Below are 21,768 nucleotides of genomic sequence, written 5' to 3'. Positions count from 1 at the left end.
TGAGATCCTCCCAACAAAATAGTTATACTGAACTTTTTACATTTAACCATACAGCCTCCTGTAACCGCCCAGTAGCAGCAGCCAGGCTGTCACTGCCAGCCAGTGAACGGCCACCGCAGGCCAGATAGAACCGCTTTGCAGGTATGCGATGGAGCACGCAACTCCCAAGATTGCCGCCAGCAGCAAAAACACTGGATTCATAAAGGTCGATCGACCAACCGGGTAAAAAGTCAGCGCGTTGAGCGGGTGGTAAACTACAAAAACCGCCAAACTCGTGCATCCCCAAAACCACAGGATTAACCCAGAAGCATTCTCGAACGGGTGTGGCAGCATTAACACGCGGAACAATAATTCCTCGGTGATGCCCGGACTTAACAAACAGCCAAGAAGCACTCCCACAATTGTACGCCGAGAGGTTTGCACGTCTACTTTCAGAAATCCCGACCAAAAACCCACGGAAAGAGCGATCGAAGTGTAAACCAGCGCGAGCATAGCTGCAACCAGCCAATCAGTGAAATCGGGAATAGTTGAAAAAGCCAGGGTGAGGCGGCGTATCAGGAATCCCGGCAGGGCGTGAAGCGCAGCTATCCCGAAGGGAATCGCACTAAAATTTAACATAATCAAACTGATCCTTAAAATTTTCCAAGAGATGTTAGCAGTAAGTTGACCCGTTTATGCAAAACCAATCATCGCAGCCTGTCAGAGTCCGTGTTTTTGTTTCGGGATTAGTTCAAGGAGTAGGATACCGATATTCAACGATGAATCAAGCAAAGTATTTCGGCCTCAGCGGCTGGGTGAGAAATCTCCCAGACGGCCGCGTCGAGGCTGTCTTTGAAGGCGATAAAAAAGCTGTTGAAGGAATGATTAGTTGGTGCCGCCGCGGCCCCACCGGTGCTACGGTTAGTACGTTGGTTTTGGAATACGAAGACCCGGAGGGCGATCGCACTTTTGAGATCCGCCGATAAAAGAATAAACGGCATAAACTGCGGTTGAAACCGCTACTATACAAACGAAGTCTGCTTAGTCTAGGGCAGGCTTCGCTCAGGCAGACTAAACAATGAATCGCATAAAAATCGCGAATTTTGTATTGCCACTTATCAATGATTAGCAAGTTGACTTAATGAGAGCGAACAACTGAGCAACTTTGGTCAAATCTTTATCTCCTGGCGCTATTTCTACGCCGCTAGAAAGGTCAACACCGCTGAAGTTATTGCCGATCGCGCTATCAATTGCATTTAAAATATTATCGGGTGTTAAACCGCCCGCCAGCAGCCAAGGACACTGCGGTCTAAACTCTGATAACATCATCCAGTCGATCGTTTTTCCAGTACCGCCCAATTGCTCTGGATGGTAAGCATCTAGCAGTAAAGTATCGACACGAACAGCGTAAACAGCCGCAGTCTTTAGAGTTTCAGGAGTCTTAACTCTCAAAGCTTTGATAATTTCAATTCCCGGCAAAAACTCCCGCAGCCGAGCGCAATATTCCGCTGTTTCATCTCCATGCAACTGCACCCCGCTTAAATTTGACTCTGCCGCTACTTGACAGATGTTTTTTATTGTGGTGTTCGCAAAAACGCCGATGCGATCGACATTTTCCGGCAATTGCTCGACAATGACGCGAATAGTTTCTGGGCTGACATAGCGGGGGGAAGCCGGCACGCAGATAAACCCCAAAGCCTGGGCTCCCAAGCGGGCGATCGCAATTCCTTGGTCTAATTTAGTGATTCCGCAAATTTTAACCCGCACTCTTCCTCCTCGGTTCCGAATTTGTATCAAAATATCAACGAATTGTTAACTATTAAAACAAATCTTAGTTTAATGCAAACCGCTTTTTATAATCTTGGAAATCAATTTATCTGTGAAATCAGGAGATAAAAACATGATGAACTCATCTTTGCTGTTAGCCGTACAATCTACCGTTCCCTCAACGCCGGAGTGGTCGCCACTGGTAGGACTGACAATGATTTTATGCAATTTGCTGGCGATCGCGATCGGCTACTACGGCATCTCCAAGCAACACCGAGGCAAGGGCCCAGCTTTACCCGTTCAAGTGCCTGGAATGTTCAAAGGCTTCGGCATACCAGAATTGCTAGCAACAACCAGCTTCGGCCACTTGCTCGGAGCTGGAGTAATCTTGGGCTTGGGTAACGCCGGAGTTCTGTAAAAATCAGGGGAAAGGCAAAGGCAAGGGGAAGAAAAGATATAATAGAAACTCTTTCTTGCTCTCCTTTCCCAGGAAACTTCATGCAGACAGGTTGGCGAATCGGCTCTTTATTTGGCATCCCCCTAGTTATAGATTACTCGTGGTTTATAATTTTAGCCTTAGCAACCCGCGAATACGCCAGTAGTTACCGCCTGTGGGGGCCTGCGCTCTCCTGGAGTGCGGGGTTGGCAATAGCTCTGCTGCTGTTTGCTTCCGTACTCTTGCACGAACTAGGACACAGTTTGGCTGCCATATCACAAGGCATTAAAGTTAATTCTATTACCCTATTTTTATTTGGCGGAGTAGCTTCGATCGACTCAGAATCAAAAACTCCCGGTCAAGCTTTTCAAGTAGCCATGGCAGGTCCTTTCGTCAGCTTTGCGCTGTTTTTAATCCTCGGTTTGGGTTCTCAAGTTCTTCCCCCGAAAAGTTTGCTAGCAATTGTCACCGAAAGGGTAGCACTAATCAATCTCGTTTTGGGATTATTTAACTTAATTCCCGGTCTGCCTTTGGATGGAGGACAAGTTTTAAAAGCAGCTATTTGGAAAATCACCGGCTCTCGATTTGTCGGCGTTCGCTGGGCGGCAAAAACAGGACAAGTTTTAGGTTGGCTGGCCGTTGCCTTGGGTCTGAGTTTATGCTTGTTAGCGCACGATTACGACGGTTTGTGGATTGCGCTGATCGGCTGGTTTGGCATTCGCAATGCCACTGCTTATAGCCGATTTACTTCACTGCAAGAAGCCCTGCTCAAAATTAAAGCCAGCGATGCGATGAGTCGCGAGTTTCGAGTTGTAGATGCAGATTTGACTCTGCGAGAATTTGCCGATCGATATTTGTTAGAAGTCAATCCGTCTCCATTTTACATAGCTGCGACCAACGGCCGGGATTTGGGCTTAGTGTCGATCGACGATATCCGCTTCACAGAACGCAGTCAGTGGCAACTTCAGACTTTGCACAACATTTTGAAACCCCTCCAAAAAACCCCCACAGTTTCCGAAAAAGCATCCATCGCAGAAGTAATAAACAACATGGAAGCCCGTCAACTTTCCCGAATCATCGTCCTCTCGCCGATTGGTTCAGTAGCAGGGACGATCGATCGGGGCGACGTGGTTAAAGTTTTGGCAAAATACCTCAAACCGCAGATTTCAATCGCCGACATCAAGCGCAGCAAAGAAGAAAACAGTTATCCGCAGGGATTGCAGTTAAGTGCGATCGCCAAAACCGCACAAGAAAACTAAAAATTTGGCATTAGTCAAACAATTTGGGATTTGAGATTTGGGATTTGGAATTAAAACAAGAAGAACCCCCGGATTCATCTGTGCAGACCATGTAAAATCCAATTCCACGATCTCAAATCAAAAATCCCAAATTGTTTGATTTGATAAGTTAAGAGGGGTGCATTTTTTCAAGGAAAGTTGAAAAAATAATTATCAATATGCCCAAATTTTTGCATCAATTTCATCATCATGTGAAGGATAGAGGCTGGAGTTGGAAAAACTTAACTCATTCCTTCCCCTTCGCTGACTTGCAACCTCTGATTATTACCTGCATTGCCGTGACGGGAACTCTATTGGGAGTGCGACATTTAGGCTGGTTGCAGCCACTAGAATTAAAGGCTTACGACCTCATGGTGCAGTTGCGGCCCGATGCGGGTCCTGACCCTAGGTTGCTGGTAGTGACAATCACAGAACAGGACATTCATGCTTTTAAGAAATGGCCAATTTCCGATCGCGTTTTAGCAAAAGCGATCGCCGAAATAGCGCGTCTAGAACCCACAGCTATTGGCATCGATATAATTCGCGATATCCCCTACGAACCGGGGAATCCAGAATTAGTAACTCAGTTAAAAAATCCCAAAGTAATCCCCATTACCTTCATCGGCAACTCAGAGTACGATCGAGCTCCGCCACCTCCCCATATACCAAAAAATCGGATAGGGTTTAACGATTTAGTCCTCGATTCCGATGGTAGAGTGCGTCGTAATTTGATGTTTGCTGGCGATGGTAAAACGACACTGGCTTCATTTTCAATGCGGCTAGCTTTTGCCTATTTGGATAGCAAAAAAATAGATTCTCAATTGACAAAAAAACAAGAAATTCAGGCTAATAAAACAGTATTTTCAAAATTGCGATCGGACTCAGGAGGTTATCAAAAAATTAATGCCCAAGGCTATCAAGTCTTACTCAATTACCGCTCTGCTGAAAATATAGCAAAGAGCGTGACACTAACTCAAGTTTTGGATCGAAAAGTTGATCCTAAATTGGTGAAGGGTAAAATAGTGTTAATAGGCGTTACAGCCCGAACTGTCAGAGATTTATTCTCCAGCCCTTACAGTGCTACTGCAAGCGGAAACCGCCTGATTCCTGGGGTATTAATTCACGCCACGGCCACCAGCCAAATTCTCAGTGCAGTTTTAGACGGCAAAGGGCTATTTTGGTATTGGGACGAATGGCAAGAAATTCTCTGGATCGCTGTTTGGAGTGCAGTGGGCGGCTGTTTAGCTTGGCGGTTAGAAAAATCGCTGAATTTGATGGGAAGTGCGATCGCAGCTTGCGGCTCATTATTCGGATTCACCTTTTTCCTCTTCATGCAACAGGGGTGGATACCTCTAATCGCTCCAGCCCAGGCACTTTTAATCACCGCAGGAGTCACAATCACGTATAAATACGAGCAGTCGAGGCAACAGCAAGGGATTGTGATGAAATTATTAGGACAACAAACTTCACCGGCGATCGCAAATGCCCTGTGGAAAGAACGGGTCCATCTGCTCGAATCAGGGTTATTGCCGGGCCAAAAAGTTACTGCTACGATCGTACTCACCGACTTGCAGGGTTTTAGTACAATCTCCGAAAAACTACCGCCCGAAGTAGTAATGAGTTGGTTAAATGAGTATTTATCAGCAATGGCCCAAGAAGTCCAAGCACATCAAGGCGTGATTAATAAATTTACCGGAGATGGAATGCTGGCAGTATTTGGCGTACCCATTCCCCGCACCACTCCAGAAGAAATTGCAGGAGATGCTCGCCTCGCCGTATCTTGCGCTCTAGCTATAAGTTCGCGCTTGCCACAAATGAATCAAAATTGGCTCGCTCGCGGTTTACCGGCCGCAAAAATGCGAGTAGGCATCTTTACAGGGCCTGTTATGGTGGGTAGTCTGGGAGGCTCAACCCGTTTAGAATATGGAGTGATCGGCGACAGCGTAAATATTGCCTCTCGGCTCGAAAGCTGCGAAAAGGATCGGCAAGAGGACACTTGCCGGATCTTGATTGCACAAGAAACATTACTCCATCTGGAAGGTAAATTTGAAGTAGAATCTTGGGGAGCTTTACCGTTAAAAGGGAGGGAAGAAAAAGTTAATGTCTACCGGATTTTGGGAATAAAACAGAAATAAAAAGACACAATTTCTCCCTAAAAATTCATGGAGTTAATATGAAAAAAATTACTAAGTTTCTCATCAATCTGATATCAGTTGGCTCAATAGTATTGATAGCAACACTTGATGCTTCCCAATTAGCAGTTGTGGGACTGCCGATTCCCAACAACGGGGGCAAGCCAGACACTGAATCGGGAGGGCCGCGCTTCATTCCGCCCCGTGAAGATATAGACGGGCCCCCCACTCAACCGATCCCCCCTGTGCGCGGTGGCTGCGGGAGCATTAGTCAGCTACGTCTCACAGCCTTAGTGCCTAAAAATAAGATCGGACGAACTGTTTCCGACTATCCAACATTCTTGTTCTACTTGCCTCCAACAGAGGCAGAAGTAGCCGAGTTTATCCTAAAAGATCAAAGCGGCAACCAGATTTATAAACAGGATGTCAGAATTAGCACTTTATCAGGGGTGATCGGCGTTAGTATCCCTGCTGACAAAAATGTGCCGCCCTTGGAAGCAGGCAAAAGTTACCGTTGGAATTTTACAGTGATTTGCGACGCTCAAGACCGATCGAGCGATCAGATCGAAAGCGGTATTGTGCGTCGAGTTGAACTGAGTGCAGATATCCGCAGTCAATTAGAGAAGGCAGATCCGCGCCAGAAAACGGTTATTTATGCTGAAAATGGGATTTGGCAAGATGCCCTCAGCACCCTAGCTGCCGCTCGTCGCGCTAATCCTAACGATGCAGAATTAGCTGCTGATTGGAAAAGCTTGCTGGATTCAGTGACATGGGGCGAGATTGCCAAAGAGCCGATCGTTGAAATTGAGCAGCAGCCATAGATGAGTTTTCCGATTTTAGATTGGCGATTTTAGCGAGATACCCGACTTTTTCAAGAAGTTAGGTATCTAGTATCTAATATATTTTCCTTCTTCCTTCTTCCTTCAAAATCTGCTATATCCTGCCATTCCCGATCCGAAAGCGGCTGCACTTCCAAATCAATTTCAAAACAGCGACAAGCGGCCGCACTCAAAACATCAATTACAGTTGCAATCAAATCATTCCCATTTGAAGATAGAGGTAATTTCACAGGAATTAATTCCTCCCCAAACACTTGATAAAACAATTTAACATCTAGCTGCAAACGCATCGAACCGTGCTGCAAAATAGCATCACCCCGTCGCAATTGCGCGCTACCAATTAATTTGTGGCCATCAAGTGTAACTAAATCCGCACCCGTCGCAGTACCAAAACAATTCGGATTGTGAATATAACCCCTTCCAGCTTCCCCGTAGTGCAAATCCAAACCCATCGCCCTCCAACCCTCAATCAAAAACTCGCAAATAGTCTGATAAGCTTTCATACGGCTGCTTCCAAATCCCGACGCCACAACTGCATAAGTTAAATCGCCTTGGTGCAACACGGCGCGCCCGCCGCTGGGTCTCCTCACCAACTCCACAGGCATTCCCTGCCAAAACAACTCCTGCCAAAACTCCGGCCACCTGCGCTGGTGGTAGCCCAAGGATATCGCCGCCGGTTGCCAAGTGTAAAATCGCAGAGTTGGGGGATTTTTGCCCGCTAGATGCTGTTCCAGTAGCCATTGGTCGATCGCCATCTGCACGCTACCAGACGCCGACAACAGTGGAATTAAACGCCATAAAGAATTAGCCATCAGTTCCCACTCCTGAGTTCGCACTCAATAATTCGCAGAATGTTTTAAAATTAGTAACAGTTTTTTGGGCCTGTCTTGTCAGTTGGTACAAGTTTTACCGAGCCGGTGCTTTAGAAATAAATAGAAAAAATAATCGCAGAACCATGAGCAACAGTGTAATTGTCATTAACGACGAAAACTTTGAAACACAAGTCCTGGAAGCAGAGCAACCAGTGCTTGCCTATTTTTGGGCTACTTGGTGCGGGCCTTGCAGACTGACCGCGCCTTCGGTAGACTGGGTAGCGGCTAACTACAGCGATCGGCTGAAAGTGGTTAAAATGGAAATTGACCCCAATCCTAATACTGTCAAGCAGTATAAAGTAGAAGGAGTCCCAGCTCTCAGGCTGTTTAAAAATGCCGAAGTAGTGCTTTCTCACGAGGGAGCTATTACTAAACAAACTTTGATCGGTTTGCTCGACGCTAACTTATAAAGTTTGGAAATGATTGGGGAGTTTCCAACTCCCAACTCACAATTATAGCAATCGCAATTTTTTTTACATCTCTCTTTTTTCCTCGATGTTCCTCTCTGTGGTTATTAAAAAAACATTCACAAAGTAAATAAAAATACCACAGTAAAAAAATAATATTGAATCAATATAAAAAGATTCCTTAAAATCCCAAAAAGTTACAAAAAATATGCAATTTGCCAAACGTTTAGAGCCACTGCAATTTAATGTATTTGCCGATATGGATCGGGCAAAAGCTCAAGCTAGAGCAGCGGGGCAGAATGTGATTGACTTGTCTCTGGGTTCTTCGGATTTGCCGACGGCTGCTCACATTACAGATGCGATCGCACATTCTTTGTCGGACTCCAGCACCCACGGCTATTTGCTGTTTAACGGGACGAAATCTTTCCGGGAAGCCGCAGCTATTTGGTACGAGAAAAAATTTGGGATTTCAGTAAATCCCGAAACCGAAGTGCTGCCGTTAATTGGTTCCCAAGAAGGCACGGCGCACCTGCCTTTGGCTGTACTCAATCCGGGAGATTTTGCTTTGCTGCTCGATCCGGGCTATCCTTCCCACGCGGGCGGCGTGCATTTGGCCGGCGGTCAAATTTATCCGATGCCGATATTAGCAGAAAATGCGTTTTTGCCGATATTTGAAGATATTCCGACAGCAGTGTTGGCTCAGTCGAAGATGATGGTTTTGAGCTATCCTCACAATCCTACAACTGCGATCGCACCTGTTGCTTTTTTTGAGAAAGCTGTGGCTTTTTGTCGCGAACACCGGCTGGTTTTAGTTCACGATTTCCCTTATGTGGATTTGGTGTTTGACGATCGCAATTTTGGACTTGAGGCGACTGGGATCGAGGAAAATCGCAAATTGATGGCACCGTCAATTTTTCAGGCCGATCGAGATAAGAGTGTGGCGATCGAGTTTTTTACACTATCCAAATCGTACAGTATGGGAGGTTTTCGAGTCGGATACGCGATCGGCAATTCCGAACTAATTGCAGCGCTGCGACAGGTAAAAGCCGCAGTGGACTTCAACCAATACCGAGGGATTTTGAACGGAGCGATCGCAGCTTTAACCGGCCCTCAAGATACCGTCAGAACAAGCGTAGAAACCTTCAGAAAACGGCGGGATGCCTTTGTAAACGCGCTGCTGGGCATCGGCTGGCAAGTCCCCGTACCCCCTGCCACCATGTACGTCTGGGCGAAACTGCCGGAACCTTGGGCCCAAGATTCCGTGAAATTTTGCACTCAGCTAGTACAGAGTACAGGAGTCGCAGCTTCCCCCGGTGCCGGTTTCGGGAAATCAGGAGAAGGCTACGTGCGATTTGCCTTAGTCGAGTCGCCAGCAATTTTGGAAGCAGCAGTTAGAAAAATTGCTGAGTTTTAAAATTGAGCGATGTAATCTGTGTCAACTTAAGCCGAAACACCGTTCTAATACTTAGGTACACCGGACTTGAGCTTTGAGGCAGGGGTTAAACCCCCTGCCTTACTGGGGTTTGGGCGTTTTTGGCGACACACTTTGGGCATGGCGCCTAAGTCCTTACCCGCAGCTCAAGATTGGTTGGTGCAATTGCTAAAATATTGTGATTTATACCTAAAGGAATAGATATTTGCACGGAGTATCTGTCAAAATTTCAGTTAAGAAATGTTAACGCGAGGCATCTTGAGAATTGTCAGTTCCGCTCACCCACTCTAAAAATCCTTGAAATGAATTCTGTCGGGGCAGCGATTGTTCCGTAGCGGCGATCGCACATCCCAAAAATACCATACTCCCCAAAATTGCAATCAGCGGAAAATGCTTGCCCAGCCCAAAGTCGCGCTGAATGCGAGCTAGCGGCCTGCTCTCGCGCCTGAGCATCTTTCCCACCGTCAGTTGTTTGAGACAAAAAGGATCGCGCACAAAATGACCGCTCCAGCTAATTACTAAATGAGAATGGCAGTGAGGACAAGTGAATAGTCCGCTAACCATCCCGACTGGGCCTACGACGCTGGAACGGTTGCATATCGGGCAAGTGACAGAATGAGTGTTATAGGTGGGAGCGTTCATAACTGTTTTTCTTGAGTAAAAAAAAACCAACAACTAATTGGGAGCCTGTGTTAACGCCTAAGGTATAGACCTGAAGAGGCACTTTTCCTTAATTCCTAGTTTACCGCTCGGATCGGGTCGATCGCAGCTCATTGCTTTGGAAAACCTTCAAATTGCCAATCCCGCAACGAGTGCAAGTCGGGAGTACAGGTGAGATTGTATTGCAACGGAGTAACCGTTATTCTGTTGTCGCGAATAGCTTGTACGTCCGTAGGAATATCATGCAACACCGCCGAATCGGGGATTTCTTCTATATCTTCTAACAATTCCCCAGCTAGCCAATAATAAGTTTTGCCGCGCGGATCGGTGCGCTTTTGAAATATGTCGAAATAGCGGCGAATGCCTTGACGGGCGATCGCAACTCCGGTAATTTCTGCTTGGGTGACAGCAGGTATGTTGACATTCAACAGCACCGGTTTGGGCATTGGCTGTTTTTCCAACTGTGCCAGCAAGGTGACAGCGAAATCCACCGCCGGTCCAAATTCCTGCGAAGTATAGCTCGCGAGGCTGAAAGCAATGCTGGGAATGCCTTCCATAATTCCTTCCATTGCTGCCGAAACCGTGCCCGAACAGATGATGTCCGTGCCTAAATTGGGCCCGTGGTTGATACCGGAAAGGACAAAATCCGGCGGTTTGTCAAGTAAAGCCCACAAAGCGAGTTTCACGCAGTCGGCGGGAGTTCCCGAACAAGCCCAAGCTTGGACTGCGGGATCAAAAATAGATTCGACAATTTCGGCGCGGATGGGTTGGTGCAGGGTGAGGCCGTGACCGGTAGCGGATCGCTCTCTGTCGGGACAAACTACGCTCACGTCGTGACCGGCGACGGCGAGAGCGTTGGCGAGGCTGCGGATGCCTTGTGCAAAGATGCCGTCGTCGTTGCTAATTAAAAGTTTCATTGAAATTTTTATAGGCCTTATAACAATACTAAACTAGATTCAACTAGGGCGATCGCTCTAATATCCAATTACCTATTACGAATTATCCGTAAATACCGAAAATCTAAAATCTAAAATCTAAAATCAACAAGACTGTCGAGCCAAAATTGCGCTAAACTCAACTTGGCTCAAAACTGCCATCAATCTAAAATCTAAAATCTAAAATCTAAAATCAAAATGACTGTCCAGCTAAGCGACATTGAAACTCAACTAGAAACCCTCGGTCAAGAGTCCAAAAGTGCGATCGCCACTGCCAATACCCTCGAACAACTCGAACAGTTGCGCGTCGGCTATCTCGGCAAAAAAGGCCAACTCTCTCAAATTTTAGGCATGATGGGTAAACTGTCGCCAGACCAGCGGCCCAAAGTAGGTGCGATCGCCAATACTGTAAAAGAAGCCCTGCAAGCCAATTTAGAAGACAAGCGCGCCACCCTCCAAACAGCCCAAATCCAAGCCAAATTAGCCTCAGAAACCATCGATGTCACCATGCCGGGGATTTTTCGCCCCCAAGGCCGCGTTCACCCCTTAAACGCCGTCATAGACCGCGCTCTCGATATCTTTGTCGGCCTCGGATACACCGTCGCCAACGGCCCGGAAATGGAAACAGATTATTATAACTTCGAGGCCCTCAACACCCCGCCGGACCACCCAGCGCGGGATATGCAAGACACATTTTACTTGCCAGGAGGCGACTTGCTGCGGACTCAGACATCATCGGTGCAAATTCGCTACATGGAACAGCACAAACCGCCGATTCGGATTGTCTCTCCCGGCCGCGTTTACCGCCGCGATACTGTTGATGCTACTCACGCGGCAGTCTTTCACCAAATTGAACTTTTAGCAATTGATGAAGGTCTGACATTTACTGACTTGAAAGGCACAATAAAAGAGTTTTTGCGGCAAATGTTCGGCCAAGATTTGCCGATTCGTTTCCGCACCAGTTACTTTCCGTTTACGGAACCTTCTGCCGAAGTAGATTTGCAGTGGAACGGCAAATGGCTGGAAGTTTTGGGCTGTGGAACGGTCGATCCTAACGTTCTTAAAGGAGTGGGTTTAGACCCAGAAAAATATACTGGGTTTGCGGCCGGTTTTGGTGTCGAGCGGTTCGCAATGGTACTTTATGAAATCGACGATATTCGCCGGGTTTATGCTAGCGACTTGCGCTTTTTGCGGCAATTTTAAAAAGAAAGAATTCAGGAGTCAGGAGTCATATCAAATCCGGTGGCATCGGAATGATAAGCGTGCAAGCGGATCGCGCTCGAACGCTACTTATAGCGAGCGGGACGCTCGCACTGCAACTCGAAAAATTATGTATGATTCCGATGAAGCGCGGAAACAATATCATTCGGGAGCGCATGAATTCTAACTCCTGAATTCTTCTTCATTAATCTGAATTGCATCACTGAATTAACGAAGTATTCCTAAGTTAGGATTTAGAGTTTGGATACGCCAAATCACCCACCTTGCTGGTTCCCAGTCCCAAACCCAGCAGGGCTTCCACAAGTTTGACTGCCGCACTGACCCCATCAATGACGGGAATTCCTAATTCCTGACTTAACTGAGTTGGTAAATCAGCCATGCCACCACAACCCAGTACGATCGCCCCACAATGGTCTTCTTCCAGTGCCAAGCGGCACTCTTGTAAAATTGCCGTTTTTGCGTGAGGGGTTTCTAAACTTAATACGGGTAAGTCGATCGCCCGCACCTTATGACAAAACCGGGTCATTCCATAGTTATCCACCAAATGTTGAGCAATCACCCGTGTCCTCTCTAAGGTGGTGACAATAGAAAACCCAGTGGAGATAAAACTGGCAGCGTGCATAGCCGCCTCCGCAATTCCCAACACCGGACCTTTTGCCAACTCCCGTGCTGCCAGTAGCCCCGGGTCTCCAAAGCAAGCAATCACGTACCCATCAATTCCTGCCGCCTCCCCTTTAGAAATTTCTTCTAGAACCCCTACTACACTCATGGCTTCGTCGTAGTGTCCTTCGATCGCAGTCGGACCTGACACCGGATTGCAGGCAACAATTTCTGTTCCCGGGCTGGCAACAGCAACTGCAGCCGCACCAATCTTTTCAGTCATGCTGACATTTGTATTTGGGTTGATGACCTTGATTCTCATAGTTACTAAGTTGATACATACAATTCTGAATGACCGCGGGCGGCTGGATCGAGTTGCCACTCCAGATGATTGTACGATCGTCCCGGCTCTCAGTTTGTTGCCAAGTTCATGGGCGACTGTAACAAAAAATAAAATTTTATAACAATTACTTGACTTAAGTGCAGGCTTGAAATTGTTTAAAGTCTGATTCTGGAATACAAATCGATTTTTTTGCTATATTGACCTGCAATTAAAATAATGGTTTTAGTTACATACAGCATATTCCAGGTTCATGAAGTGTAGGGACAAAGGCTTTCGCCGTCTCCCTACGGGGATCGAACGATAGGCGGGTGTACTTCATAAGCGTGGAATCTGCTGTATGTGATGAATATCTGACATTTGCTGACTTGAAAGGCACAATAAAAGAGTTTTTGCGGCAAATGTTCGGGCAAGATTTGCCGATTCGTTTCCGCACCAGTTACTTTCCGTTTACAGAGCTTTCTGCCGAAGTTGATTTGCAGTGGAACGGCAAATGGCTGGAAGTTTTGGGCTGCGGAACTGTCGATCCTAACGTTCTTAAAGCAGTCGGTTTAGATCCCGAAAAATATACTGGGTTTGCGGCCGGTTTTGGGGTCGAGCGGTTCGCAATGGTACTTTATGAAATCGACGACATTCGCCGGGTTTATGCTAGCGACTTGCGCTTTTTGCGGCAATTTTAAAGCATGGTTTGGGGTCGGTTCTACAAACCCTCTAGAGATTTTGCTTAAGCTACATCAATTTTTCTGTTTCAAGTAAGCAGACAAGAGCGACAAAACCATAAGATATGGTGGGCGGGTGAGTGCAAGTAACTCTTGCTATCCGACTTCTTGCAGGTCAAAACCCGCCCCCTCACATCAGTTTATTCATGCCCGCTTACTTAAGTAGACAAGGCCTTTGCACTTACCTACTTATTTATTTTCTAATTGCTAAAAACATCCTTGATGCTGTCAACAGCGCGCTCTACAGCATTTTTGGTATTATCTACTGCTTCCTGAGTCCGAGCTGAATCTTCCGATGCTCTTTTCTCAATTGTGGCCGCATCTTTCTTAGCTTTGCGCTCTACGACACTACCATCCTCCGATGCTCGATCGACTTTAGCAGCATTTGTCTTGGCAGTTTCCTTAACCTTCTCTTCTGTATCTCGGATGAAGTTCTTGGCTCGTCCAGCATCTTTGCTGGCTTTTTCTTGAACCTTATCGCCCGCATCTGGATCTGCTGCCATCGAGTTTACAGCAGGAGAGGCCATTGCTGCGGTGTTCGAGAAAAACGCACCAGACCACACGAAGGCCATCGCTGACACGCAAAGCACAGTTGCAGCCATCCAGCGCCCGACAGTCGAAAGCCGTTTCGTAAAAGAATTCAGTTTCATACAATACACAATCAGATATGACATTCTATTTCTACTCGATCGGAGCGATCGGCTGAACCGTTCTCTAGAGAGAGGTTATCCGCCGACCAACCGTTAAAAAATTTCCCTCTTTTGATAGATGGACGCAAGGAATGTCAGTCAATTTTAGATTTTAGATTTTAGATTTTAGATTTTAGACTTTACTCTACAACCGCCATTTGGAATCTTGAACTTTGGTGAGCCGATTAAAGATTAAAGATTAAAGATTAAAGATTAAACAATTGATATCAAATCTGTTAGGAACGGAATTATTCAATATATCTTTTCTCTGCATCTGCGTGAATCAGCGTCAATCCCTTGTCATCAGCGGTTCGAGAAATTATATTTTTTTAACCGCAGATGAGGGCAGATAAACACAGATTAACGCAGATGAATTAGATCGAGTCCGGTTGCAGCGTCCGTGATTGTTGACAGTTGACTGTTGACTGGATTTTACCAAAACGATGCTGCCGGATTTGATACAGCGCTTTGCATCTAAATGGAGTACACCCCTCCCCAACCCTCCCCGAAGTTCGATGAGGGCGCTTGATAGGGCGGGTGGGGTGAATGTACTTCACTTAGTTGAAATCTGCTGTATTTACGAATAGGTTGTTTCCGAGATTGTGTGTGGGATGTCAATATATAATACTTAACCAACAACTAATAACTAATCGCAATTCAGGAGAAAAGTCAATACTGTTTCATCGATTCCTTTTAGTTTCAAGGGCTTATATTTAACAATTCGATTTTCCTCAACATAATCTGCAACCGCAGCCGAAATTAGCACAGTGTTTGGTTGCGCCACCTCTTGCAGGCGGGCGGCAATATTCACGCTCGGCCCGATCGCAGTATAATCCGATCTGTCGGGGCCGCCAAACATCCCCACCACGGCAGTACCCTGGTGAATTCCGCAGCGAAACCGCACAGGAAGCACCCCATTTTCCCCAACAATTCCCTGCTCCAACCAGCCCTTGTTAAGCTCCTTCAGAGCTTGCAGCATTTGGCTAGCAGCAGCTACAGCGCGGCGTACTTGCTCGTTAGGCGTTAGTTCTTCGGGCGCGCCAAAGAAAGCCATTACCGCATCTCCGACAAACTTGTCCACCGTACCGCCGCTGTCAAAAATAGCCTTAGTCATTGCCGCCAAATATTCATTCAAAAGCTCAGCTACCCGGCGCGAGCGCAGCGTATTTGACATTTCCGTAAAACCGACAATATCGCTAAACAGAATAGTAATCAATCGCGGTTCCGGGCGCAAATCCAAAGCCAAATCTCCAGCCGCTGCGGCCTTCACCATCGACGGCGGCAAAAATCGGCGCAGCACCGACTCAGTTAAATAACTGTTCAACTGCTGCACTCGGCGCTCGTTTTGTTTGAGGGCGAGCAAATTCCGCACTTCCGCCAACAATTCGCGATCGTTAAAAGGCTTGGACAAATAAGCATCAGCACCCCGTTCTACTCCTTCAATTCGAGTATCCTCGTCGGCTTTAGCAGTCAGCAAAATTGCCGGAGTTCCCTGCAATTCCTCATCCTCTCGAATCATCCGAATCAAATCCAAGCCCGAGATCAAAGGCATCATCAAATCCGTTATAATTAAATTAGGGTGGCGTTTTTTTGCCACGGCAAATCCTTCTTCTCCGTTGCGGGCGAGCAAAACTGCAAAGCCGGAATCTCGCAAAATTGCCGACACATAAAAGCGCAAATCGGGATTGTCGTCAACCACCAAAACCGTTCCCACTGCTGTTTCCGATCTAACCGGTTCGAGCGCCTCAAAGTTATAATTTTCTGCCTCACTTTCCGACAAATCCGCCTCCACATCTGCAAGTTCCACCGCAGCTTTGGATGAGTGAAACTCCGCAGGTATTTCTAGTACCTGTTCCGGGGGCAAGTGAGTCGAACCGAAGTGCAGCCAAACGGTAAAAGTAGTACCTTCGCCGTAAACTGACTCAACGGAAACTTGACCGCCGTGGAGTTCGACTAATTCTTTGACAAGTGCCAAACCTAAACCGCTGCCTTCGTAGGAACGGCTGGCAGAACCTTCGGCTTGGTGAAAGCGCTCGAATAAATAGGGAATTTGTTCGGTGCGAATGCCGATACCGGTGTCTTTTACTTGCAACAAGCAGTGAGCGCCGGCTGATTCAACTTTCAGGGTGATATTTCCGCCTTCTGGGGTGAATTTGACAGCATTAGATAGCAGGTTGTAAATAACTTTGTCAAATCTTTCAAGATCCAAATAAAGTAAAGGACATTCTTGCAGTTGGGTAATTAAGTGCAGTCCTTTTTTCTCGCAGTAAGCGCGAAACGACTCTGCGGTAGAGTAACAGAAACCGACCAAATCGCAGGGGCGAAAACTCGGCTGCATCCGTCCGGCATCGAGCCGCTGCAAGTCCAGCAGTTGATTTACCAAGCGCAGGAGGCGGCGGGAATTGCGCAAAGCGATTACTGCTTGTTCGTAGGGCAAGTCTTCTTGGCGCCTGCAAGCTGATTCCAGAGGACCGATAGTTAGAGTTAGAGGCGTGCGGAACTCGTGGGAGATATTTTGGAAAAACTCTGTTTTGAGCCGATCTGCTTCCAGAAGCCTTTCTGCCTGCTGTCTGGTAGTCTGGTAGAGGCGCGATTGCTGCACGGCCAGAGCAGCTTGAGTTGCCACTATTTGAGCCAGGTCAATGTCTGAGTTGTTCCAGCGGCGGATGCTTCGATTTTGGCGCAGGGAAATGCTGCCGATGATGTTGCCTTCTGAGAGCAAGGGAACGACTAACAGGGCGCGGGCTGGCGATCGAACTTGCAGTTCTGTAACATTTAACTCGGGGTGTTCGTGCAGGTCTTCGATCGCCACCGGCTCTTTTGATACCATAACTTCCAGCAACACCGGATTGCCCCGAATCGGCACCAAAGACTGGGGTAGGGAAGGATGGGCAAAAACCCAGCCGCGAGCTTTATTAGCAGCATCTGCAGAACTCGTCTCATGGCTAAGAGGGTTCGCAACTACATCTGGATCGTTAAAACCCTGTTCTACAGTCACGGTATCTCTCTTTGCGTCGTATAGCCCCACGCATTGGACGTATTCATCATCTTCTGTCCACAGAGATAGGGCGCAGCCGTCAACTTGCAAAGCTTGGCCAAGCTGTTGAGTAATGGCTGCAAAAATATTTTGGGGATCGAGACTCGATCGAATTGCCGTAGTAATAGTATTGACTAAGGCTTCGCGCTTAGCCAGCGCCCGCACCTGTTCGTAAGCCCGGGCTTGAGAAAGCGCCAAAGCCGCTTGGTCGGCCACCGTAATTACCAACTGTACCTCGTGGTCTTGCCACTGGCGCGGTCGATCGAACTGGTGCAGCGCCAAGACTGCCATCAGTTCGACTTTGTAAAACAGCGGTACGATCAAGCTCGATCGAATATTCGCAACTTGGTAAGCCTGCTTTCGCTGTTGATTATCCCAGTTTAAAACTCGATCGTCAGTTTGGGCATCTTGAATCACCTCTACATCCCGAGTTTCCCAAACCAAATTCGGCAGCAAATCCGGGGATAGTTCGGCGGCAGAAGCGTCTGCAGGCGTGACTTCCTCATCGCCGCCCAACCCTTGAGTTTCGGCCTTCTGGTAAACGAACCACTCATCCGCCACCCGGCCGTCTTGGAACGGCCGCAGCAGACAGCAACTCACCTCAAACATCTGCCCGACGCTTTCCACAATTCTTTGCAGCATTTGCTGGTAATTGGGAGCCGATCGGATAGTATTGGTAACCGCATACAGCAGCGATTCTTGGCTCAAAGCCCTGCGCAGTTCATTGGTGCGCGTTTTCAGAAGATTGTGAGTCTCAACAGCTTGACTGACAAGAGTTATGAGTTCTTGAGCATCCCAAGGCTTGGTAACGTATTTGAATACTTTGCCAGCGTTAATAGCTTCAACTAAATCTTCAACATCCGTATAGCCAGTTAAAATAATTCGGATCACGTCGGGGTATTGAGCCGCCGTCAGGCTGAGAAACTCCGTACCGCTCATTTTTGGCATTCGCTGGTCGGAGATAATCACCGCAACTTCTCCCTGTTTTGCCAAAATTTCGAGGGCAGCGGGGCCAGATTCGGCTCTGAGCACTTTGTAGTCTCGATGGAAGGTGCGGTAAAGCAAGTCGAGGTTATCCGGTTCGTCATCGACGATCAGAATTTTTAGCTTAGGATTTTCTTGGGAATTCATGCACCGTTCTCCTGTGCCCCGGGGCAGTTCGATTTAATAATTCTGATGAAAGGAAGAATTCACCGATTTCAATTGCTCAAGTCATACCATTTTCGATTTTCGATTTTCGATTGGTAATGACTGATGAAATAAGAGTTGGGAGTTTGCCGACAGTGCCATTATTTTGGGAAAATGGTATCACAATAATTCGTGGATCTGAAGTTTTTGTGAGTGTGCCGAGGCAAGCATCAACCTTGATTTTTGATGTCTGGGTTTTTAATTCGGAATTCTTCTGAGCCACAGTTATCTATCGTGCACCCCAATTTTATTATTTAATGATATTCACATAAACTCCTCTCCCAAAAAGTTTTCTGAACCCCTTAAATCTATGCAGCACGAGAGCCAACACGAATCGGGCACTTTTAACTGCCGTCTGGATCTCTTAGAATACATAGGAATAACCGTCCTGATTGTGAGTTGATTTGCCAAATTGATGTTTTATTCTGGCTCCTGGGCCTGTTTTATTTGGTATGTGAAAGCTGCCCGCAGCACGATACAATAGACAACCAACATCTTCGCCTGTGTTTTTCCGCACAGGTAACAGCAACTTTAACACTCAGCCAAGGATACAGGTCGCAATCCGGCGCCAAGCCCCTGACTGATATTCGGGGGTGGCCCACAGACAACAGAGCCGTCTGTGGGAGTGACGCAATTGCTGTACCATTTTAGTTAGACTTGCACTTTTTTTCCCGATCGCGGCATTTTTTGTGCCTCCTGCAGACCTTCGACAAGCCAATTACTGCGGCGAAACACCGCAAGCCAGAGCATCCATCTGTTAATCTTAGCTAGGGATGTACTCTGTGGAAACCGGTCAGTCGATTTAGATTTTAGATTTACTCCACAGATGAATCGGGGAGCTTGAACTAGGGTCTAAAATTTTGATCTGTCCACGACGAGTGTCGGGGGGTTGTATCGGTTTTTGGGCGGGGTCAATCAGCTCGATCGAGGTTTTGAATGTCTCGATCGCGCGCAGCGCAGAGTATCGCAGCACATTATCGAGCCGACGGGGGAAAACCCCCGCAGACTGTTTCCCGGCATCCAAATTTAAATTGGACGGTTGGGAGAGTACCCCCTGCGGCAACAGACGCCGGCCGGTTCGATCGGGGACGCGCGATCGATTGCCCAGAACTGCTGAAAGCTGGGTTGCCAGGCCGGGGGCCGACGGTCAACATCCGACGCGCGATCGCGCCCGGTTTTAGTCTAGCCAGTCGTGGAGTTTTTCAATTACCCCTTGAGGGATAAATTATATTCGATCGGGTATTTCCGCAAGCAAAGAGGGGTAGAATTCCGGGAACCTGACCTTAAAACCTTTTTGATTGTTTTTAATACCTTTCCCGCTAAGCTGTCGCGCATTTAATTGGTAAGCTAGTGTTTACTTAAACTCTTGTGGCCTGGGCTCTCCTGCCAGCGATCGAGCTTCAATTTAAATGCCAAGTAGCCGATCCACAAATCTAGTATTAGGGGATAGCTTTTATTTGGTCATAACTAGAGTTTGAAACCTAAAAAAATCCAATTTACATCATAAGACTACTTAAAGTCAAGCAAAAAGAATGTAATTTAATCTTGCTAATAAACCATGCCTATAAGTTACGTTATAAGATCAGTATAACATCAGTGAACTTTCTAAGAGGGCAGCTTAGAAACCCGCGTAGAAAAATTAATATAGTGGCCTGGCATTGTGAATCCTTCCTTTTTTTCCTCACCCTCTCACGAACAACAAACTCCCGGACTTTCGGGTTTTTCGATCCGGGTGGCTGCGCCGAACGACTTGACGCAGCTAGCTGATATTTTGGCAATGAGCTTTCACTCCCGCCAGGGGTTTGTAGAATGGGTGTATCCGGTTTTGCGTTTGGGCATTTATGAAGATTTAAAAAATCGACTGCGTTCTAAGGCAGAACATTACATTTGTCTGGTTGCTGAGCTAGTCTCGCGCGAGGAGGGAACCCAGAATTATAATAGATCGCACCGAGATCAGCGCATGGCAGGAACAGTAGAAATGGGTCTGCGTTCTCGCTTTCCTTGGCAAATCCCGAGTTCTGAGTATCCTTATTTGTCGAATTTAGCCGTTCACCCGGAGTACCGGCGGCAGGGAGTTGCTCAACAATTGCTCAGCAACTGCGAGGAGACAGCCAGAGAATGGGGATTTTCTGAGATTTACCTCCACGTTCTGGAAAATAATCACGCAGCGCGACAGTTGTACTATCAAGCCGGCTATCGGTTGCAACAGGTGGATTGGAATTGGACTTGTTGGCTGTTCGGCCAGCCGCGCCGGCTGTTTTTACGCAAGCAGATTTTGCTCTCATAAGCTAAGTATTTGAATTGAGCGTAGAGAATTGGGACGAACCAGGAAAAAGGAAAAAACAGCTATCCATGTATCTGTGACTTCCGCATCGTGAATTAAGGGAATTGGTAATAGGGAATTGCGACGTAAAAGGAAGAAGTATTGACTCTGGGGGGTGACAAACAGGTCTACGAGATAGACAGTATAAGGGTTGCAGCCCGCATACCTTATTGATAAAAGCGGCGTTTAGAAGGAGTTAACTTCATTAACTGTTCCACCTCCAAAGAATATTGTTCGAGATAATTAACCCACTTTTGTCCATCTAATCCAACACCAAATGTACTCCGTCTGCGATATTTTTTCTTGGTTCTTTGCGACGATATACATATTTTTGTACCTGTTTTTTTTCAGTTCAGTGCCTTGAAATATTGCTGAACTGTACGCAACTTTTATGAGCAGAATCATGTTAATAAGTCGGTTCCATTTGAGGCTTGTTCCTTCAAGATCGTAGCCTCATTTTTTACAGTCTCGGAACATTTATTTAATGCCCATCCCCTGCTTATAAGCATTGATTGCTGCTCGCAATGAGCGTAAATTTGTGAGAATAAACCAAGCTTCTTTAACTTGATATTTCCCCGAGTTCCTTCTCCACTTACAAGCAAGATACAGCGTATTCCAGGTTTATAAAGAATAGTAGGGACACGGCAGTGCCGTGTCCTGTAGGGGATACAGCGGATTCCACGTTTATGAAGTACAGTAGCAGCAGTTTGTAAACCAGTTTTTGAAGTGCTTAGTATTCACCAAATCAAGCGCAGTAGCCAGTAAAACATCAACCATCTTAGTAGTGGTCGGCGAGAATTGACGTAAAAAAGCTTTCAGTTGTGACCACCATAATTCGATCGGATTAAAGTCCGGAGAATAGGGTGATAAATTGAGGATAGTGGCGCCAGCAGATTCAATCAAGGGTTCAATCGC

Annotated in this window: 20 protein-coding genes and 1 pseudogene; 12 read left to right on the top strand and 9 right to left on the bottom strand. The window is 46.9% G+C overall.

Annotated elements, in window-relative coordinates:
• Positions 1 to 42: 42 nt before the first annotated feature.
• The gene (locus tag QUA54_RS18155) at positions 43 to 618 is read right to left on the bottom strand and encodes a CPBP family glutamic-type intramembrane protease (RefSeq protein WP_333415705.1); all 576 of its coding nucleotides are present in this window, start codon (positions 616 to 618) and stop codon (positions 43 to 45) included.
• A gap of 56 nt (positions 619 to 674) precedes the next feature.
• Between QUA54_RS18155 and QUA54_RS18150 the strand changes: the two genes are divergently transcribed.
• On the top strand, positions 675 to 965 hold the full coding sequence (locus QUA54_RS18150) for an acylphosphatase (RefSeq protein ID WP_333415704.1): 291 nt from the start codon (positions 675 to 677) through the stop codon (positions 963 to 965).
• Positions 966 to 1,104: 139 nt separating this feature from the next.
• On the opposite strand, the gene QUA54_RS18145 is transcribed toward QUA54_RS18150, so the two are convergent.
• Positions 1,105 to 1,746 carry a phosphoribosylanthranilate isomerase gene (locus QUA54_RS18145; protein ID WP_333415742.1) on the bottom strand — a complete coding sequence of 214 codons (642 nt, stop codon included), beginning with the start codon at positions 1,744 to 1,746 and terminating at the stop codon, positions 1,105 to 1,107.
• A 133-nt stretch (positions 1,747 to 1,879) separates the two neighbouring features.
• On the opposite strand from QUA54_RS18145, the gene psaK reads away from it, so the two are divergent.
• The 4 genes from psaK (at position 1,880) to QUA54_RS18125 (ending at position 6,412) form a co-directional block, all read left to right on the top strand.
• Complete coding sequence (psaK, locus tag QUA54_RS18140; RefSeq protein ID WP_333415703.1) at positions 1,880 to 2,164, top strand: photosystem I reaction center subunit PsaK; 285 nt, start codon at positions 1,880 to 1,882, stop codon at positions 2,162 to 2,164.
• A gap of 80 nt (positions 2,165 to 2,244) precedes the next feature.
• The gene (locus QUA54_RS18135; protein WP_333415702.1) at positions 2,245 to 3,441 is read left to right on the top strand and encodes a site-2 protease family protein; all 1,197 of its coding nucleotides are present in this window, start codon (positions 2,245 to 2,247) and stop codon (positions 3,439 to 3,441) included.
• A 197-nt stretch (positions 3,442 to 3,638) separates the two neighbouring features.
• Positions 3,639 to 5,594 (top strand): adenylate/guanylate cyclase domain-containing protein, encoded by a 1,956-nt coding sequence (locus QUA54_RS18130; protein WP_333415701.1) that lies wholly within the window; start codon positions 3,639 to 3,641, stop codon positions 5,592 to 5,594.
• 38 nt (positions 5,595 to 5,632) lie between these two features.
• Positions 5,633 to 6,412 (top strand): DUF928 domain-containing protein, encoded by a 780-nt coding sequence (locus QUA54_RS18125; RefSeq protein WP_333203104.1) that lies wholly within the window; start codon positions 5,633 to 5,635, stop codon positions 6,410 to 6,412.
• A gap of 50 nt (positions 6,413 to 6,462) precedes the next feature.
• Here the strand turns inward: QUA54_RS18125 and QUA54_RS18120 are convergent, their stop codons facing one another.
• Positions 6,463 to 7,242 (bottom strand): biotin/lipoate A/B protein ligase family protein, encoded by a 780-nt coding sequence (locus QUA54_RS18120; RefSeq protein WP_333203102.1) that lies wholly within the window; start codon positions 7,240 to 7,242, stop codon positions 6,463 to 6,465.
• Between the two features lie 143 nt (positions 7,243 to 7,385).
• Here QUA54_RS18120 and QUA54_RS18115 point away from each other — a divergent pair, with 143 nt between their 5' ends.
• Both QUA54_RS18115 and QUA54_RS18110 read left to right on the top strand, forming a co-directional pair.
• The gene (locus QUA54_RS18115; RefSeq protein ID WP_333203100.1) at positions 7,386 to 7,712 is read left to right on the top strand and encodes a thioredoxin domain-containing protein; all 327 of its coding nucleotides are present in this window, start codon (positions 7,386 to 7,388) and stop codon (positions 7,710 to 7,712) included.
• A gap of 205 nt (positions 7,713 to 7,917) precedes the next feature.
• On the top strand, positions 7,918 to 9,123 hold the full coding sequence (locus QUA54_RS18110) for an LL-diaminopimelate aminotransferase (protein WP_333415700.1): 1,206 nt from the start codon (positions 7,918 to 7,920) through the stop codon (positions 9,121 to 9,123).
• A 261-nt stretch (positions 9,124 to 9,384) separates the two neighbouring features.
• Here QUA54_RS18110 and QUA54_RS18105 read toward each other — a convergent pair whose 3' ends face one another.
• Positions 9,385 to 9,783 (bottom strand): hypothetical protein, encoded by a 399-nt coding sequence (locus QUA54_RS18105; RefSeq protein ID WP_172188566.1) that lies wholly within the window; start codon positions 9,781 to 9,783, stop codon positions 9,385 to 9,387.
• Between the two features lie 128 nt (positions 9,784 to 9,911).
• On the bottom strand, positions 9,912 to 10,718 hold the full coding sequence (gene surE, locus QUA54_RS18100) for a 5'/3'-nucleotidase SurE (protein WP_333415699.1): 807 nt from the start codon (positions 10,716 to 10,718) through the stop codon (positions 9,912 to 9,914).
• A 216-nt stretch (positions 10,719 to 10,934) separates the two neighbouring features.
• Between surE and pheS the strand changes: the two genes are divergently transcribed.
• The gene (gene pheS / locus QUA54_RS18095; RefSeq protein WP_333415698.1) at positions 10,935 to 11,939 is read left to right on the top strand and encodes a phenylalanine--tRNA ligase subunit alpha; all 1,005 of its coding nucleotides are present in this window, start codon (positions 10,935 to 10,937) and stop codon (positions 11,937 to 11,939) included.
• A gap of 244 nt (positions 11,940 to 12,183) precedes the next feature.
• Here the strand turns inward: pheS and QUA54_RS18090 are convergent, their stop codons facing one another.
• Positions 12,184 to 12,840 (bottom strand): aspartate/glutamate racemase family protein, encoded by a 657-nt coding sequence (locus QUA54_RS18090; RefSeq protein WP_333415697.1) that lies wholly within the window; start codon positions 12,838 to 12,840, stop codon positions 12,184 to 12,186.
• On the opposite strand from QUA54_RS18090, the gene QUA54_RS18085 reads away from it, so the two are divergent.
• A complete protein-coding gene (locus QUA54_RS18085) occupies positions 12,839 to 13,021 on the top strand; it encodes a hypothetical protein (RefSeq protein WP_333203090.1) in 183 nt (60 codons plus the stop codon). The genes QUA54_RS18090 and QUA54_RS18085 overlap by 2 nt on opposite strands.
• Positions 13,022 to 13,208: 187 nt before the next feature.
• Positions 13,209 to 13,577 carry a tRNA ligase subunit PheS family protein gene (locus QUA54_RS18080; protein WP_333415696.1) on the top strand — a complete coding sequence of 123 codons (369 nt, stop codon included), beginning with the start codon at positions 13,209 to 13,211 and terminating at the stop codon, positions 13,575 to 13,577.
• A 239-nt stretch (positions 13,578 to 13,816) separates the two neighbouring features.
• Here the strand turns inward: QUA54_RS18080 and QUA54_RS18075 are convergent, their stop codons facing one another.
• Entirely contained in the window at positions 13,817 to 14,266 is a 450-nt protein-coding gene (locus QUA54_RS18075) for a hypothetical protein (RefSeq protein WP_333203086.1), read from the bottom strand.
• Between the two features lie 685 nt (positions 14,267 to 14,951).
• Positions 14,952 to 18,473 (bottom strand): response regulator, encoded by a 3,522-nt coding sequence (locus QUA54_RS18070; protein ID WP_333415695.1) that lies wholly within the window; start codon positions 18,471 to 18,473, stop codon positions 14,952 to 14,954.
• A gap of 993 nt (positions 18,474 to 19,466) precedes the next feature.
• On the opposite strand from QUA54_RS18070, the gene QUA54_RS18065 reads away from it, so the two are divergent.
• Positions 19,467 to 19,754: a hypothetical protein gene (locus QUA54_RS18065; protein ID WP_333415694.1), complete on the top strand. Its 288-nt coding sequence runs from the start codon at positions 19,467 to 19,469 to the stop codon at positions 19,752 to 19,754.
• A 436-nt stretch (positions 19,755 to 20,190) separates the two neighbouring features.
• Entirely contained in the window at positions 20,191 to 20,817 is a 627-nt protein-coding gene (locus QUA54_RS18060) for a GNAT family N-acetyltransferase (protein ID WP_333415693.1), read from the top strand.
• Positions 20,818 to 21,653: 836 nt separating this feature from the next.
• Here QUA54_RS18060 and QUA54_RS18055 read toward each other — a convergent pair.
• Positions 21,654 to 21,768: pseudogene (locus tag QUA54_RS18055) on the bottom strand (transposase); the annotation flags it as partial.

Origin of the sequence: Microcoleus sp. MOSTC5, assembly GCF_036701825.1 — a bacterium.
GTDB lineage: Bacteria > Cyanobacteriota > Cyanobacteriia > Cyanobacteriales > Microcoleaceae > Microcoleus > Microcoleus asticus.
Note: the sequence above shows the minus strand (reverse complement) of the source record. Positions and strands in the feature narration are given on the sequence as shown.

What these genes read in the sequence shown, in the direction of transcription:
- QUA54_RS18155 (WP_333415705.1), bottom strand. Translation starts at nt 618, where the DNA reads ATGTTAAATTTTAGTGCGATTCCCTTCGGGATAGCTGCGCTTCACGCC.
- QUA54_RS18150 (WP_333415704.1), top strand. Translation starts at nt 675, where the DNA reads ATGCAAAACCAATCATCGCAGCCTGTCAGAGTCCGTGTTTTTGTTTCG.
- psaK (WP_333415703.1), top strand. Translation starts at nt 1,880, where the DNA reads ATGATGAACTCATCTTTGCTGTTAGCCGTACAATCTACCGTTCCCTCA.
- QUA54_RS18135 (WP_333415702.1), top strand. Translation starts at nt 2,245, where the DNA reads ATGCAGACAGGTTGGCGAATCGGCTCTTTATTTGGCATCCCCCTAGTT.
- QUA54_RS18130 (WP_333415701.1), top strand. Translation starts at nt 3,639, where the DNA reads ATGCCCAAATTTTTGCATCAATTTCATCATCATGTGAAGGATAGAGGC.
- QUA54_RS18125 (WP_333203104.1), top strand. Translation starts at nt 5,633, where the DNA reads ATGAAAAAAATTACTAAGTTTCTCATCAATCTGATATCAGTTGGCTCA.
- QUA54_RS18120 (WP_333203102.1), bottom strand. Translation starts at nt 7,242, where the DNA reads ATGGCTAATTCTTTATGGCGTTTAATTCCACTGTTGTCGGCGTCTGGT.
- QUA54_RS18115 (WP_333203100.1), top strand. Translation starts at nt 7,386, where the DNA reads ATGAGCAACAGTGTAATTGTCATTAACGACGAAAACTTTGAAACACAA.
- QUA54_RS18110 (WP_333415700.1), top strand. Translation starts at nt 7,918, where the DNA reads ATGCAATTTGCCAAACGTTTAGAGCCACTGCAATTTAATGTATTTGCC.
- QUA54_RS18105 (WP_172188566.1), bottom strand. Translation starts at nt 9,783, where the DNA reads ATGAACGCTCCCACCTATAACACTCATTCTGTCACTTGCCCGATATGC.
- surE (WP_333415699.1), bottom strand. Translation starts at nt 10,718, where the DNA reads ATGAAACTTTTAATTAGCAACGACGACGGCATCTTTGCACAAGGCATC.
- pheS (WP_333415698.1), top strand. Translation starts at nt 10,935, where the DNA reads ATGACTGTCCAGCTAAGCGACATTGAAACTCAACTAGAAACCCTCGGT.
- QUA54_RS18085 (WP_333203090.1), top strand. Translation starts at nt 12,839, where the DNA reads ATGCTGACATTTGTATTTGGGTTGATGACCTTGATTCTCATAGTTACT.
- QUA54_RS18090 (WP_333415697.1), bottom strand. Translation starts at nt 12,840, where the DNA reads ATGACTGAAAAGATTGGTGCGGCTGCAGTTGCTGTTGCCAGCCCGGGA.
- QUA54_RS18075 (WP_333203086.1), bottom strand. Translation starts at nt 14,266, where the DNA reads ATGAAACTGAATTCTTTTACGAAACGGCTTTCGACTGTCGGGCGCTGG.
- QUA54_RS18070 (WP_333415695.1), bottom strand. Translation starts at nt 18,473, where the DNA reads ATGAATTCCCAAGAAAATCCTAAGCTAAAAATTCTGATCGTCGATGAC.
- QUA54_RS18065 (WP_333415694.1), top strand. Translation starts at nt 19,467, where the DNA reads ATGTCTCGATCGCGCGCAGCGCAGAGTATCGCAGCACATTATCGAGCC.